The sequence below is a fragment of the Fulvivirga sedimenti genome, assembly GCF_020328055.1.
Genome location: NZ_JAIXNE010000005.1, coordinates 202,544 through 218,135 on the forward strand (window position 1 = coordinate 202,544; position 15,592 = coordinate 218,135).

11 protein-coding genes are annotated in these 15,592 nt (G+C 45.7%); 1 reads left to right on the forward strand and 10 read right to left on the reverse strand.

What is annotated here, in order from left to right:
* Positions 1–48: 48 nt before the first annotated feature.
* Complete coding sequence (locus LDX50_RS24620) at positions 49–723, forward strand: energy transducer TonB (RefSeq protein WP_225698938.1); 675 nt, start codon at positions 49–51, stop codon at positions 721–723.
* Here LDX50_RS24620 and LDX50_RS24625 read toward each other — a convergent pair.
* The 10 genes from LDX50_RS24625 to rpoB form a co-directional block, all read right to left on the reverse strand.
* Positions 715–1,089, reverse strand: coding sequence for a hypothetical protein (locus tag LDX50_RS24625; protein ID WP_225698939.1), 375 nt, complete (start codon positions 1,087–1,089; stop codon positions 715–717). The genes LDX50_RS24620 and LDX50_RS24625 overlap by 9 nt on opposite strands.
* A 72-nt stretch (positions 1,090–1,161) precedes the next feature.
* A complete protein-coding gene (gene chrA / locus LDX50_RS24630; RefSeq protein WP_225698940.1) occupies positions 1,162–2,337 on the reverse strand; it encodes a chromate efflux transporter in 1,176 nt (391 codons plus the stop codon).
* Positions 2,338–2,343: 6 nt separating this feature from the next.
* The gene (locus LDX50_RS24635; protein ID WP_225698941.1) at positions 2,344–3,315 is read right to left on the reverse strand and encodes an isopenicillin N synthase family dioxygenase; all 972 of its coding nucleotides are present in this window, start codon (positions 3,313–3,315) and stop codon (positions 2,344–2,346) included.
* A gap of 125 nt (positions 3,316–3,440) precedes the next feature.
* On the reverse strand, positions 3,441–3,746 hold the full coding sequence (gene rpsJ, locus LDX50_RS24640) for a 30S ribosomal protein S10 (protein ID WP_143399871.1): 306 nt from the start codon (positions 3,744–3,746) through the stop codon (positions 3,441–3,443).
* Positions 3,747–3,753: 7 nt separating this feature from the next.
* Entirely contained in the window at positions 3,754–5,889 is a 2,136-nt protein-coding gene (gene fusA / locus LDX50_RS24645; RefSeq protein ID WP_225698942.1) for an elongation factor G, read from the reverse strand.
* 13 nt (positions 5,890–5,902) lie between these two features.
* Positions 5,903–6,370 carry a 30S ribosomal protein S7 gene (gene rpsG / locus LDX50_RS24650; protein ID WP_225698943.1) on the reverse strand — a complete coding sequence of 156 codons (468 nt, stop codon included), beginning with the start codon at positions 6,368–6,370 and terminating at the stop codon, positions 5,903–5,905.
* A gap of 13 nt (positions 6,371–6,383) precedes the next feature.
* Positions 6,384–6,758, reverse strand: coding sequence for a 30S ribosomal protein S12 (gene rpsL, locus LDX50_RS24655; RefSeq protein ID WP_202242120.1), 375 nt, complete (start codon positions 6,756–6,758; stop codon positions 6,384–6,386).
* Between the two features lie 169 nt (positions 6,759–6,927).
* Positions 6,928–7,257, reverse strand: coding sequence for a DUF3467 domain-containing protein (locus LDX50_RS24660; protein WP_225698944.1), 330 nt, complete (start codon positions 7,255–7,257; stop codon positions 6,928–6,930).
* A gap of 3 nt (positions 7,258–7,260) precedes the next feature.
* Positions 7,261–11,568 (reverse strand): DNA-directed RNA polymerase subunit beta', encoded by a 4,308-nt coding sequence (gene rpoC, locus LDX50_RS24665; RefSeq protein ID WP_225698945.1) that lies wholly within the window; start codon positions 11,566–11,568, stop codon positions 7,261–7,263.
* A 62-nt stretch (positions 11,569–11,630) separates the two neighbouring features.
* Complete coding sequence (gene rpoB, locus LDX50_RS24670) at positions 11,631–15,503, reverse strand: DNA-directed RNA polymerase subunit beta (RefSeq protein WP_225698946.1); 3,873 nt, start codon at positions 15,501–15,503, stop codon at positions 11,631–11,633.
* Positions 15,504–15,592 lie beyond the last annotated feature (89 nt).

Sequence of the window (15,592 nt, forward strand, 5' to 3'; positions counted from 1 at the left end):
TGTTTTGTATATTTGAAATTACGACTCGTAATATAATTCTGGAGTAAAATGGAAGCTAAGAAAACTGAAAAGGCGGACCTCGGAAATAAAACTGGTTTATTCTTCAGCATCGGGCTGTTGGTAACCATGAGCATCGTCGTTATGGCATTTGAGTACAAAAAGTACGATGACGGTGATTTCGTTGATATGTCGGCCAACACAAACAATCTTGAAGAACTACTGGAGATTCCTCCGACGGAGCAGCCCCCGCCACCTCCTCCAAAGATCAAGCAGCCTGAAATTATCGAGGTGCCTGATGAGGAAGAAATTGAAGAGGAAATTGAAGTAGACCTTGATGTTGATATTACTGAAGAAACAGTAATTGAAGAAATCATTGTAGAAGATGCCCCTGAAGAAGAGGTGGCAGATCAGGTATTCCTGATTGTTGAAGAGCCTGCAACACCTCCTGGTGGTTACGAGGCATTTTACAAGTACATTGGAGATAACCTGAAATATCCTGCTCAGGCACGTCGTATGGGTATTGAAGGAAGAGTATATGTTCAGTTTGTTGTGGACAAGGATGGTTCACTTACAGAGGTTCAGGCCGTAAAGGGCATTGGAGCCGGATGTGACGAGGAAGCTGTTCGGGTAATTAAAGGCGCCCCTAAGTGGAGCCCGCCAAAGCAGCGCGGTAAGCCTGTGAAGCAACGAATTGTAGTTCCTATCGTATTCCAGTTAGGATAACATAGTAGAATTTATCAAAAAAGCCTCCCTTTCACGGGAGGCTTTTTTTTGCACTGTTACCAATAATACACGCCAGTTGAGTAATTCGTGCCATTCAAAAAGAGGCCATTGATGCGTGCCGTCAGGTACGCCGTGTTGGTAGAAACGTCGGATAGGTAATTCAAACAAAAAGAGGCCATTGACGCGTGCCGTTAGCCACGCCGGATCGGCAAAACAAACAACCAGCCATTGACGCGTGCCGTTAGGTACGCTGTGTTGGTAGAAACGCCGGATCGGTAAAACAAACAACCAGCCATAGATGCGTGCCGTTAGGTACGCCGTGTTGGTAGAAACGTCGGATAGGTAATTCAAACAAAAAGAGGCCATTGACGCGTGCCGTTAGCCACGCCGGATCGGTAGACGCCGGATCGGTAACCACCCCGCAACGGCATTCCAAATTCACAGCCAGATACCGGCGATGAGCCCTGCGAGAATAAGTATTGGGGCAGGAATCCGCGTAAACATAAGTATCAGGAATGTGCCTATTGCCAGCGCAAAATTAATAATTGAAAATCCCAGGGGAATAAAGAGAAGAAAAGCCGCCGCAACGACCATTCCTGAACTCGTAGCATTTACACCTTCGAGTGAAGCCCGTACCCAGCGGTATTTTTTCAGGCTGTCCCAAAAGCGAATTACAAAAAATATGAGGAATACCCCTGGCAGGAAAATCCCAAGTGAGGCTACAGCACTTCCCAGAATTTGGCCAGAGATACCACTTTCGCGCATTGAAAGTGCCCCGATATAAGCACAAAAGGAGAATACAGGCCCTGGAACACTTTGACCAATGGCGTATCCTGTGAGAAATTCCTGTGATGATACCAGATTCTTCAATTCAACGAATTCAGCATACAGGAAAGGAATGAGCACCTGTCCGCCACCAAATATGAGACTGCCGCTTCGATAGAAGTTCTCAAATAAACGAACCGGCAATGATCGTGTAATTCCACCCAGGGATGCGGCCAGAATAAAGACCCCTGCCCACAGAATGAAATTTGCCCATTCAATAGTAAATTTCTGTTTCTCCTCTACCGGTTGACGTTTATATTTAAATGCTGTGACAGCACCTCCGGCAAGTATCAGGATGGGAAAGGCATACGGCGAGTTTAACTGAAAAGACAAAATAGCAGAAACAATCATGAGTGCCCATGCTGTTTTGCTGCGAACAACCTTTCGGGTGATTTTAAATGCGGCAAACGCCACAAAACCTACAGCAATCGGTTGCAGAAACCTTGTAAACTCCAATGATACCTGCTGATCCTGTAAATTTGTTATAATGATGGCCGCGGCAGTCATTATAATCACAGCAGGGAGCATCCAGACAAGAACGGTGAGATACGCAAGGTTTGGCCCGCCAATACGAAATCCGATCGCTGTGATGGTCTGAGTTGATGTTGGACCTGGGAGTACCTGGCAGAGTGCATTGAGTTCAATAAGATCTTCCTCCGATAGATAGGCTCGCTTTCTTACCATCATATCAAACATGAGTGCCATATGCGCCTGTGGCCCTCCGAATGCGGATACGGAGAGAAGTAATACATCCCTGAGGAAAATGTAATATCTAACTCTCTTGAACAATCAATATTATTTTTTAAGTCCGATTTCAGCCAATCGCTGATTCAGGAAATCTCCTGCGGTAATATCTTCAAATAATTTTGGATGTTCATCATCAATACAACTTTCCAAGCAACTTAAATCCATTTCAGATCGAGGATGCATAAAGAAAGGAATACTAAACCGGGAGGTATTCATCAAGTCTCTCGGAGGATTAACAACCCGATGTATGGTTGATTTAAGTTTCTTATTAGTGAGCCGTTCCAGCATATCCCCAACATTGACCACAAGCTGATCAGGAAGGGCTGTGATAGGTATCCATTTGCCGTCACGTCGCAATACCTGCAGGCCGTCGGCACTGGCGCCCATCAGTAGGGTAATCAGGTTAATATCGCCATGTTCTGCGGCCCGTACGGCATCTTCAGGAACCTCATCCGGATTGGCAATCGGAAAATAATGGATCGGGCGTAATATACTGTTTCCATTCTTCACCCTACTTTCGAAATATTCTTCCGGAAGGTCAAGATAGAGTGCAATGGCTTTGAGCATTTCCTTACCAGTCCTTTCAAGTCTACGGTACACTTCCAGTGCTACCTCCTGAAACTCGGGAAGCTCTGCCGGCCAGACGTTATCCGGATACTCACTTTTTATCGGATCATCCCCTTCTACCTCTTGTCCGACGTGATAGAATTCCTTTAAATCACCCGTTGATCTGCCTTTGGCATGTTCCTTTCCCTTACCCACATAGCCGCGCTGACCGGCAAGTCCGGGAATTTCATATTTTTCCTTGATGTTATCAGGAAGAGAAAAGAACGCTTTAATAACCTGGTATAATTTTTTAGTCAGGTCGTCTGATAAATAGTGGTTACGAATTGCCACAAACCCGATATTATTATAGGCCTGACCTAGTTCCTTAACAAATTGCTGCTTTTTTAACGGGTCCCCTGCGGTAAAATCATTCAGATCCAGGGATGGAATTTCTTCATATAGTTTATCTGTCATGCTCAAAAATTTAAGGTCCTGTCTCTGCAATCTACTAAAAATCACTGACAGATTTCACCAAAAATTATGGCATAAAAAAACCCTCACAGGATATGCGAGGGTCTTTATTTTCGTCAGTCTTGAAATTAGACTTTAATTTCAACGTCTACTCCACTTGGCAATTCAAGTTTCATGAGAGCGTCAACAGTTTTTGTACTGTTTGAGTAGATATCCACCAAACGCTTGTATGTACAAAGCTGGAATTGCTCCCGTGATTTCTTGTTCACGTGGGGCGAACGCAGCACAGTAAATTTCTCCTTCACAGTAGGAAGAGGAATCGGTCCGCTTACAACCGCACCAGTAGTTTTTACGGCACGCACAATCTTCTCTGATGATTTATCAACAAGATTGTGGTCGTAAGACTTGAGCTTTATTCTAATTTTCTGATTCATAGTCTTATTAATTTACGGCTGCGCCTTTTACTTCTTCAATCACTTTATCAGCAAGGTTCTTCGGAACCGGATCGTAGTGTGAGAACGTCAGGGATGCCGCAGCACGACCTGAAGTAATGGTACGAAGATCGGTTACATAACCAAACAGTTCTGAAAGCGGAACGTCCGCCTTAATTACCTGGGCACCACCCTTGGTATCCATACCTTTCATGATACCGCGACGCTTGTTAAGGTCACCTGTAACGTTTCCGGTAAATTCTTCAGGGGTTACTACCTCTACTGCCATGATAGGCTCCAGCAACTGAGGTCCGGCTTTCTTGGCAGCTTCTTTGTAACCAAGTCTTGCAGCCATTTCGAATGACAGCGCATCCGAATCCACATCGTGGAATGATCCGTGGAACAAACGAACGTACAGTGAATCCATAGGATAGCCTGCCAATGGCCCGTTCTTCATGGCCTGGTCAAAACCTTTCTGGATTGCAGGAATGAATTCCTTAGGAATAACACCACCCACAATCTTGTTATCAAATTCAAGACCCTGCTTACCATCTGTCCGCGGTCCGAGTTCAAATACGATATCCGCAAATTTACCCTTACCACCTGTCTGTTTCTTATAAACTTCCTTATGTTCAACCGACTTGGTAATAGCCTCTTTGTACGCCACCTGAGGTGCACCCTGGTTAATTTCAACCTTGAATTCACGCTTCAGACGATCGATAATGATCTCCAGGTGAAGTTCACCCATTCCGCGAAGAATAGTCTGTCCTGTTTCATGATCAGTATTAACCTGAAGTGTAGGATCTTCTTCAACCAGCTTGGAAATTGCCACACCCAGCTTATCTGCATCGGCCTGTGACTTAGGCTCGATCGCATAACCAATAACGGGTTCAGGGAATGACATAGATTCAAGCACTATCTGATGTTTCTCGTCAACAAGCGTATCACCAGTCTTAATATCCTTGAAACCAACTCCTGCACAAATATCACCTGCTTCTACGCGGTCGATAGGATTTTGCTTGTTAGAGTGCATCTGCATCAGTCGGCTGATACGCTCTTTCTTGTGTGTTCTCATGTTGTACACATAAGAACCTGCATCAAGAACACCCGAATAAACACGGAAGAAGCAAAGACGTCCAACGAAAGGATCGGTTGCAATCTTGAAAGCAAGCGCTGCAAATGGCTCCTCTATTTCAGGTTTACGGGTTAATTTCTTTTCTTCATCATCAGGATCTGAACCGATAACCGGGGGAAGATCCATCGGAGAAGGAAGGTATGCACAAACAGCATCAAGCAACGCCTGAACACCTTTATTCTTGAACGCCGATCCGCAAAGAACTGGCGAGAAAGAAAGATCGATAACAGCTGCTCGAATAGCTGCACGCATTTCAGCAGGAGTGATTGAATCCGGATCTTCAAAGAATTTCTCCAGAAGATGGTCATCATATTCGGCAACACTTTCTACCAGGTTTTGACGCCACTCATCTACTTCATCCTGAATATCTTCAGGGATATCGATGAAATCGTAGGTCATTCCCAAATCCTCTTCATTCCAGATTACCGCCTTGTTGGTAATGAGATCAACTACTCCACGGAAATTATCTTCAGCCCCGATAGGAATTTGCAACGGAACAGGCTTCGCATTCAGCTTATCCTTAATCTCCTTCACACAATTGAAGAAATCCGCACCAGCACGGTCCATTTTATTTACAAAACAAATACGGGGAACCCGGTATTTGTCAGCCTGTCTCCAAACGGTTTCCGATTGCGGCTCAACTCCTGAAACAGAGTCAAACAATGCAACCGCTCCATCCAATACCCTCAGTGAACGCTCTACTTCAACAGTAAAGTCAACGTGACCGGGAGTATCGATGATATTGATCCGGTATTCCTTGGTATTATCATTAACATGACCCTGGGTAGTTGGATATTTCCAGGAAGTGGTAGTCGCAGCAGATGTGATAGTAATACCACGTTCCTGCTCCTGCTCCATCCAGTCCATAGTAGCCGCACCGTCATGCACTTCACCAATCTTATGGCTCAGACCGGTGTAGTAAAGAATACGCTCTGTAGTCGTAGTCTTACCGGCATCGATGTGAGCCATGATACCTATATTTCGAAGAAAATTTAAATCTTTCTTTGCCATGAGTTACGTGTAATTAAAATCTGAAGTGAGAAAACGCCTTGTTCGCCTCTGCCATACGATGAGTATCATCCTTTTTCTTCACAGCAGCACCTTCACCTTTTGAAGCAGCAATTATTTCACCTGCAAGACGATCCACCATTGTCTTTTCACCTCTCAAACGTGAGTAACGGATCATCCATTTGATACCCAGCGTAATTTTACGTTCAGGACGCACTTCCATAGGAACCTGGAAAGTAGCACCACCAACACGACGGCTCTTCACCTCCACTGCAGGCATAATATTATTCAACGCCTTTTTCCATGTATCCAGTCCGTTCTCTCCGGTTTTTTGCTCTACAATTGCAACAGCATCATAGAAAATGTTGTACGCCACGCTCTTCTTGCCGTCTACCATCAGGTAATTCACAAATTTCGTTACCAGGGTATCCTTGAACTTAGGATCCGGCAGAATATATCGCTTCTTGGGTTTCGCTTTTCTCATTCTATTCTACGATTTATTTTTTAGGGCGCTTTGCACCGTATTTAGATCTTCTTTGTAACCTGCCATTCACACCAGCAGTATCCAGTGCACCACGGATAATGTGATAACGTACACCAGGAAGGTCTTTAACCCTTCCTCCACGGATAAGAACAATCGAGTGTTCCTGAAGGTTATGTCCTTCACCTGGAATGTAGGCGTTTACTTCCTTACCGTTGGTCAGTCGTACCCTTGCAACTTTTCGCATTGCAGAGTTTGGCTTTTTAGGGGTTGTGGTGTACACACGTGTACAAACGCCGCGGCGCTGCGGGCATGAATCCAGAGCCGGTGACTTGGATTTCGATACCAACTTTTTTCTACCCTTTCGTACTAATTGCTGAATAGTAGGCATTGAATATTGTTTCCTTTAGTTCTATCGTTTTCAAAATTCGGACTGCAAAGGTATAAAATCACCTTCATTAAACAAACAGTTTAAATAATTTAATTTACCGTCTGTAACGACAATGGACATTGGAAAAAAGGCTTCCCAATGTCCACTGTTCTATCATTTATCACCCGCATCAGGCCTCACCCATGGTACCCCCGAAATTCATCGGGAACTTAGGTGCTTCGTCCGTCTTCTTGATCGGTCCGAATGTATCCTCATACTTTTTGATGTTATCACCTAAAGCATGAAGCAACCTTTTTGCGTGTTCCGGTGTAATCACAATCCTGGACTTTACCTTGGCTTTTGGCACTCCGGGCATCAGCCTGATGAAGTCAATCACAAATTCACTATTGGAATGTGCGATCATTGCCAGATTGGAATAAACACCTTCTGCAACTTCTTCCGTCAGTTCAATATTGATCTGATTCGGATTTTTTTTATCTGGTTTCTGTTCGTCTCCCATGGATTATTCTTCGCGAACCACTTTTTCCTGTGTTGCAGCCTCTTCATTGGCTTCAACGAGTTCTGCGTATTCTTCCTTGGAACCGACGATCAGATTCTGGAATCTTCGCTGTCCGGTACCGGCAGGAATGAGGTGACCAACGATCACGTTTTCCTTCAGACCGATCAATGTATCCATCTTACCCCGGATTGCCGCTTCGCTTAATACCTTGGTAGTTTCCTGGAAGGACGCTGCCGACAGGAAGCTTTCGGTTTTCAGTGAAGCCTGCGTAATTCCCTGAAGTGTAGGACGCGATACTGCCGGAATGGCTTCACGTACTTCCACGGGCTTCAGATCCTTACGCTTCAGGGTCGAATTCTCATCCCGCAATTCACGGGCCGAAATGATCTGACCAGGTTTCAGGTTCGGTGAGTCACCTGCATCGGTTACTACCACCTTATCAAGAACACGGTCATTCTCTTCAGCGAATACAAATTTATCTACATTCTCACCAGGCAGGAAGTTGGTATCTCCCTGATCCAGGATTTGAACCTTCTGCATCATCTGGCTAACGATTCCCTCGATGTGCTTATCGTTGATCTTCACACCCTGCAGACGATATACCTCCTGAATCTCGTTCACCAGGTATTCCTGAACTGCGGTCGGACCTTTAATCGCAAGGATATCAGCCGGGGTAATGGCTCCGTCTGAAAGCGGATATCCTGCTTTCACAAAGTCATTATCCTGAACAAGGATGTGCTTCGACAGCGGCACCAGGTAACGTTTCTTGATTCCATCTTTAGATTCAATGAAAATCTCACGGTTACCGCGCTTAATTCCGCCATATGTCACAACGCCATCGATCTCACTTACAACGGCAGGGTTCGAAGGATTTCGTGCTTCAAAAAGCTCGGTTACCCTTGGCAGACCCCCGGTAATATCACGGGATTTACCCATGGTTCTCGGGATCTTGGCCATTACCTGTCCGGCTTTCAGCTTCTGTCCGTTCTCTACAGCCAGGTGAGCTCCTACCGGAATATTGTAAGACTTGGATTCTTTCTTGCCATTGATGATGATCGCCGGGTTCTTGGTCTTGTCTTTCGTGTCGGTAATAACCTTTTCACGGTGACCGGTCTGTTCATCCGATTCCTCCTTGTAGGTAATACCTTCGATGATCGATTCAAATTCTACTGTACCGTCGAATTCAGAAAGGATTACCGCATTGTAAGGATCCCAGAAACAAAGTTCATCACCCTTCTCGACTTTCTGACCTTCTTTCACGCGAAGGAATGCACCGTAGGGAACGTGGTTGGAAATCAATGTAATTCCTTTCTCCGGATCAACAATTTTGATTTCACCAGTTCGTCCCATGACCACCTCAACGGTATCACCGTCATAGTTGGTTGTTTTCAGTGAACGAACTTCCTCAAACTCTACTACACCACTGAATTTAGCCTTGATATTGGCATCAACGGCAATGTTGGAAGCTGTACCACCCACGTGGAATGTACGGAGTGTAAGCTGTGTACCAGGTTCACCGATTGATTGAGCTGCGATAACACCAACCGCTTCACCTGCCTGTACCATCTTACCGGTTGCCAGGTTACGGCCGTAGCATTTCGCGCATCCCCCCTGCTTTGTTTCGCAGGTAAGAAGTGATCTGATTTCTACCTCTTCAATACTGGTCTCATCGATCCTTGCCGCTACTTCTTCAGTAATTTCATCTCCTGATTCACAGATGATCTCATCGGTGATCGGGTCATAGATATCATGAACGGATACGCGACCGAGGATTCGCTCTGAAAGCGGCTCTACGATATCTTCGTTATCCTTCAGGGCAGCCACGGTAAGTCCGCGAAGCGTTCCGCAATCTGCCTCGGTAATCACGAGATCCTGCGCCACGTCCACAAGACGACGTGTCAGGTATCCTGCATCCGCTGTTTTCAGGGCGGTATCGGCAAGACCCTTACGAGCACCGTGTGTAGAAATGAAGTATTCCAATACATCAAGTCCTTCCTTAAAGTTGGAAAGGATCGGGTTTTCAATAATTGATCCAACAGAACCAGCAAGGTTTTTCTGAGGCTTGGCCATCAGACCCCTCATACCACCCAGCTGACGGATCTGCTCACGCGAACCACGGGCACCTGAGTGCATCATCATGTAGATCGAGTTAAAGCCCTGATCATCCTGCTCCAGCTTCGTCATCAACGTGTTGGTAAGGAGAGTATTGGTACGTGTCCAGATATCAATTACCTGGTTATATCGTTCGTTGTCGGTAATCAGACCCATCAGGTAGTTGTTCCATACGGCATCAACTTCCTCTTTTGCCTGATTCACGAGAACTTCTTTCTCTTTAGGTACAGTCACATCATTCAGACCCATCGACAGACCGCCTTTGTAGGCCATCTGGAATCCGAGATCTTTAATATCATCCAGGAACTGAGCGGTACGCGCCATACCTGTGATATTGAAAACGTCGGCAATGATCTTCTGAAGTTTCTTCTTGGTAAGCAGTTCGTTTACAAAACCTACTTCCTCAGGAACGTTTTGGTTGAAGAGCACACGACCGGCAACTGTTTCGATCACTTTAGTGACCAGTTCACCTTTTTCACGAACCTTCGCGCGAACCTTGATCCAGGAATGCTTGCTGAGTTTACCCTCGTTCAGTGCAATGATAACCTCTTCGGCATTATAGAACATTTTACCTTCGCCCGGCATTGGTTCTTCCTCGGTGCCTTTACGACCCTTGGTTACATAATACAGACCCAATACCATATCCTGTGAAGGAACGGTGATAGGCGCACCATTTGCAGGGTTCAGGATATTGTGCGATGAAAGCATCAGTAATGAAGCCTCAAGAATCGCTTCCTGTCCGAGTGGCACGTGAACAGCCATCTGGTCACCGTCAAAGTCGGCGTTGAAGGCCGTACATACGAGCGGGTGCAGCTGGATCGCTTTTCCTTCTATCAGTTTTGGCTGGAAAGCCTGGATACCCAAACGGTGCAGAGTAGGAGCACGGTTGAGCAGCACAGGGTGTCCTTTCAATACATTTTCAAGGATATCCCAAACTACAGGATCTTTACGATCCACAATTTTCTTCGCCGATTTCACCGTCTTCACGATTCCGCGCTCGATGAGTTTACGGATGATGAACGGCTTGAACAGCTCAGCAGCCATGTCCTTGGGAAGTCCGCATTCATGCAGCTTCAGTTCAGGACCTACCACGATTACGGAACGACCTGAATAATCTACACGCTTACCGAGAAGGTTCTGACGGAAACGACCTTGCTTACCTTTGAGCATGTCACTCAATGATTTCAGCGCACGGTTTCCATCTGAGCGCACAGCGTTCACCTTTCTAGAGTTATCGAATAGTGAATCAACTGCTTCCTGCAGCATTCGCTTTTCGTTTCTCAGGATCACTTCAGGAGCCTTGATGTCGATCAGTCTCTTGAGACGGTTATTCCGGATAATTACACGGCGGTAAAGGTCGTTCAGATCTGATGTTGCAAAACGGCCGCCATCCAGAGGAACCAGCGGACGGAGTTCCGGTGGAATTACAGGAACCATCTTTATGATCATCCATTCAGGACGGTTTTCAATACGGGTCTTGGCTTCACGGAATGCCTCAACAACCTTCAGACGCTTGAGGGCTTCTGCCTTACGCTGCTGCGATGTATCAGTAGCCGCCTGATGTCTGAGATCATATGAGAGTGTATCCAGTTCTATTCGAGCCAGTAACATTTCAAGTGCTTCCGCACCCATTTTAGCGATAAACTTCTGCGGATCAGTGTCATCAAGCATCTGATTTTCGCGGGGCAGTTTATCCATGATATCGAGGTACTCATCCTCGGTAAGGAAATCCATGTACTGAAGTCCATCTTCTTCCTTTGTGCCGGGCTGAATTACCACATATCGCTCATAGTATATAATCTGATCAAGCTTCTTAGTAGGAAGTCCGAGCAGGTATCCGATCTTGTTGGGAAGTGATTTGAAATACCAGATGTGTGCTACGGGAACAACCAGTTCAATGTGTCCCATACGCTCACGACGTACTTTCTTCTCTGTTACCTCCACACCACAGCGGTCACAGATAATACCCTTATAACGGATTCTTTTATATTTTCCGCAATGACATTCCCAGTCCTTAACCGGTCCGAAGATCCGCTCACAGAACAACCCGCCCATTTCGGGCTTGTAGGTCCGGTAATTGATCGTTTCCGGTTGTGTAACCTCGCCGTGCGAGCTTTCCAGAATTGATTCCGGAGAAGCAAGACTGATGGTTACATTAGAGAAGTCAAGGTTAATTTTCTTGTTTTTTCTGAACGACATAATGATGTATGTATTTAATGTCTTACCCTGCAGCAAATGCTGCAGGGTTGAAAATGTCTATTTTAGTCAAGCGTGATTTCAAGTGCCAGTCCACGAAGTTCATGAACGAGAACATTGAAGGATTCCGGAATGTTTGGTTTCCTCATGTTATCTCCTTTCACAATGGCTTCGTATGCCTTAGCACGACCAATCACGTCATCTGACTTGATCGTCAGAATCTCCTGAAGAACGTTTGCTGCACCAAATGCCTCGAGTGCCCAAACCTCCATTTCACCAAATCGCTGACCACCGAACTGGGCTTTACCACCCAATGGTTGCTGTGTAATGAGAGAGTATGGTCCGATAGAACGTGCGTGCATCTTATCGTCAACCAGGTGACCAAGTTTCAGCATGTAGGCAATACCCACAGTAACCGGCTGGTCAAAACGCTGGCCTGACAGTCCGTCGTACAGGTAAGCCCGTCCGAAATCAGGAAGTCCTGCTTCCTTCAGTTCTTTGGATACTTCACTGAGATTCGCTCCGTCAAAGATCGGCGTTGCGTATCGGCGGCCAAGTTTATAGCCCGCCCATCCGAGAACGGTTTCGTAAATCTGACCAAGGTTCATACGTGAAGGCACACCCAGTGGGTTCAGACAGATATCAACCGGAGTCCCGTCTTCCAGGAACGGCATATCTTCTTCACGAACGATCTTCGCAACAACACCCTTGTTACCGTGTCGACCGGCCATCTTATCACCTACCTTGAGCTTACGTTTCTTGGCGATATACACTTTGGCAAGCTGAACAATTCCTGCAGGAAGTTCATCTCCAACCTCGAGTGTAAACCGCTCACGTTTGAATTCACCTGTGATTTCATTACGCTTGATATTGTAATTCTTCACAAGACGGAATACCCAGTGGTTGATTTCCTCGTCGTCAGTCCAGTTATCGAGATTAACGTCAGAAATAAGGTTCACTTCTTCAGGCACATTGTAGGTACTTTCATCCCGGTAAATATTCTTCATCGGGAAGAGGTTCTCTTCAATAACCTTGGCTGTGAATTTTACACCTTTGCTGATGAGTTCGTCACCAAACTTATGACGAATTCCCTTACTGGTTTTACCATTCAACAGGGTTGACATCTTCTCGATGAGTTCACCGCGAAGCGCCAACAGGTCCTTGCTGTATTTATTTTTAAGTACTTCAACTTCTTTCTTTGCCTTTGCACGAAGGTCCTTATCCTTCTTAGGGCGTGAGAATAGTTTGGTATCGATAACCACACCGCGCAATGAAGGAGGTGCTTTCATCGAAGCATCTTTCACATCACCAGCTTTATCACCGAAAATAGCTCTGAGGAGCTTTTCTTCCGGTGTCGGGTCTGTTTCACCTTTCGGAGTGATTTTACCGATAAGGATATCTCCTTCACGAACTTCCGCTCCAACCGAAATGATACCGTTCTCATCAAGATGACGAACAGCTTCTTCACTTACGTTAGGAATTTCGGAAGTAAGTTCTTCCTCACCGCGTTTGGTATCCCGAACCTCAAGTTCGAATTCCTCGATGTGGATGGAAGTGTAAACATCATCACGTACTACGCGCTCTGATATTACAATCGCATCCTCAAAGTTGTATCCCTGCCATGGCATGTAGGCAACCATCAGGTTGCGGCCCAGTGCAAGCTCTCCCTTCTCGGTAGCATATCCCTCAACCAGTGGTTGACCTTTAGTAACCTTTTCACCTTTTTTAACAATTGGAGTAAGGTTGATACAGGTATCCTGGTTTGTACGGCGGAATTTGATCAGGTCATATGTTTTGGTATCCTCATCAAAGCTTGCGAGAAGATCCATTTCCGTCATTTTATAACGGATAACAATCTTTTTCGCATCCACATATTCCACGGTTCCATCGCCTTCAGCCAGTACAAGGGCGCGTGAATCAAGTGCTACGCGTCCTTCCAGTCCGGTTCCTACGATAGGAGCTTCCGGCTTCAGGAGCGGAACTGCCTGACGCTGCATGTTTGATCCCATCAGGGCACGGTTCGCATCATCATGTTCCAGGAAAGGAATAAGCGATGCTGCCACCGATACAATCTGGTTAGGAGCAACGTCCATGTATTTCACTTCATTCGGCTCAACAACCGGGAAGTCACCTTCGAAACGGGCTTTTACACGTTCGTTGATGAAATCACCATTATCTTTCAGTGGTGCATTTGCCTGGGCAATATTGTGGGTATCTTCCTCCTCAGCCGTCAGGTATTTCACGTTACCACTCATATCCACCTTACCTTCAGCTACCTCACGATATGGAGTTTCGATGAATCCCATGTGGTTCACTTTCGCGTGAACACAGAGGGAAGAGATCAGTCCGATATTCGGACCTTCCGGAGTTTCGATCGTACAAAGACGACCGTAGTGAGTGTAATGAACGTCACGAACTTCAAATCCGGCGCGTTCTCTGGATAAACCTCCTGGTCCGAGGGCAGACATTCTACGCTTATGCGTGATTTCGGCCAGTGGGTTCGTTTGATCCATGAACTGCGACAACTGGTTCGTTCCGAAGAATGAGTTGATCACAGACGAGAGTGTACGCGCGTTGATCAGATCAACAGGCTTAAAGTCCTCGTTATCACGAACGTTCATTCGTTCTTTAATGGTACGGGCCATACGTGCCAGACCCACCCCAAACTGGGAGTAAAGCTGTTCACCTACGGTTCGTACACGTCGGTTGCTCAGGTGATCGATATCATCGACCACTGCCTTCGAGTTGATCAGACCGATCAGGTACTTCACGATCAGGATGATATCCTGTGTGGTAAGTACGCGCTGATCACTGTCGATATCAAGACCAAGCTTTTTATTAATTCTGTAGCGTCCTACTTCACCGAGATCATAACGTTTCTCACTGAAGAAAAGGCTTTGAATGATATCGCGTGCAGTTTGCTCATCCGGTGCCTCGGTATTTCGAAGCTGGCGGTAGATCTGCTCAACTGCTTCCTTCTCAGAATTTGAATTATCTTTCGAAAGCGTATTGAAAATGATCGTGAAATCGGTCACGTTCACATCTTCGCGGTGCAGAATAATTGATTTTGCACCTGAATCGAAGATCGTTTCGATATCTTCATCTGTGAGGATGTGATCCCTTTCCAACAATACCTCGTTTCGGTCGATAGATACAACTTCACCGGTATCCTCATCCACAAAGTCTTCTGTCCAGGTCTTGAGAACCCTGGCAGCCAACCTTCTTCCGGTAGCATTTTTCAAATCTTTCTTGGTTGTCTTAACTTCCTCAGAAAGACCGAACAGGTCCAGAATATCCTTATCTGTTCCGTATCCAATGGCACGAAGCAGGGTTGTTACCGGGAACTTCTTCTTACGGTCGATATATGCATACATCACGTTATTTACGTCGGTAGCAAATTCGATCCATGATCCTTTAAACGGAATAATCCGTGCGGAATACAAGGTTGTTCCGTTGGTATGCTTACTCTGCGCAAAGAATACACCTGGTGATCTGTGTAACTGGGAAACAATTACCCTTTCCGCACCATTGATCACGAATGAACCTTTGGCGGTCATGTAAGGGATATTTCCAAGGAAAACCTCCTGTTCGATAGTCTCGAAGTCTTCGTTATCCTCGTCGTTACACGTTAATTTCAATTTAGCTTTCAGCGGAACTGAGTATGTCAGGCCGCGATCTATGCACTCATCCACAGAATATTTCGGAGGATCGATTGTATAATCGATGAATTCCAGAACGAAGTTTTCCCTTGAATCGGAAATGGGAAAATTCTCTGCAAACACCTTGAACAAACCCTCATGTTCACGTTTTTCAGCCGGTGTTTCCAGCTGAAAGAAGTCCATGAATGATTGTAACTGGATATCCAGGAAATCGGGATAATCGATTACCTTTTTTATGGATGAAAAGCTTATTCGATTGTTATCTTTCTTGTTAGCCAAAGCTTTTAGAATTTAGATTACAAAATGATTGTAATTCGGCCGTTTTTTTACTGATGACGGCTCACCAACGCATATATGCGTACAAACAG

Excerpts from the sequence above, each read along its gene's own strand:
- LDX50_RS24660 (WP_225698944.1), bottom strand. The coding sequence starts at position 7,257 with ATGGGAGACGAACAGAAACCAGATAAAAAAAATCCGAATCAGATCAAT.
- fusA (WP_225698942.1), bottom strand. The coding sequence starts at position 5,889 with ATGGCAAAGAAAGATTTAAATTTTCTTCGAAATATAGGTATCATGGCT.
- rpsL (WP_202242120.1), bottom strand. The coding sequence starts at position 6,758 with ATGCCTACTATTCAGCAATTAGTACGAAAGGGTAGAAAAAAGTTGGTA.
- rpsJ (WP_143399871.1), bottom strand. The coding sequence starts at position 3,746 with ATGAATCAGAAAATTAGAATAAAGCTCAAGTCTTACGACCACAATCTT.
- LDX50_RS24625 (WP_225698939.1), bottom strand. The coding sequence starts at position 1,089 with ATGGCCTCTTTTTGTTTGAATTACCTATCCGACGTTTCTACCAACACG.
- LDX50_RS24620 (WP_225698938.1), top strand. The coding sequence starts at position 49 with ATGGAAGCTAAGAAAACTGAAAAGGCGGACCTCGGAAATAAAACTGGT.
- LDX50_RS24635 (WP_225698941.1), bottom strand. The coding sequence starts at position 3,315 with ATGACAGATAAACTATATGAAGAAATTCCATCCCTGGATCTGAATGAT.
- rpoC (WP_225698945.1), bottom strand. The coding sequence starts at position 11,568 with ATGTCGTTCAGAAAAAACAAGAAAATTAACCTTGACTTCTCTAATGTA.
- rpsG (WP_225698943.1), bottom strand. The coding sequence starts at position 6,370 with ATGAGAAAAGCGAAACCCAAGAAGCGATATATTCTGCCGGATCCTAAG.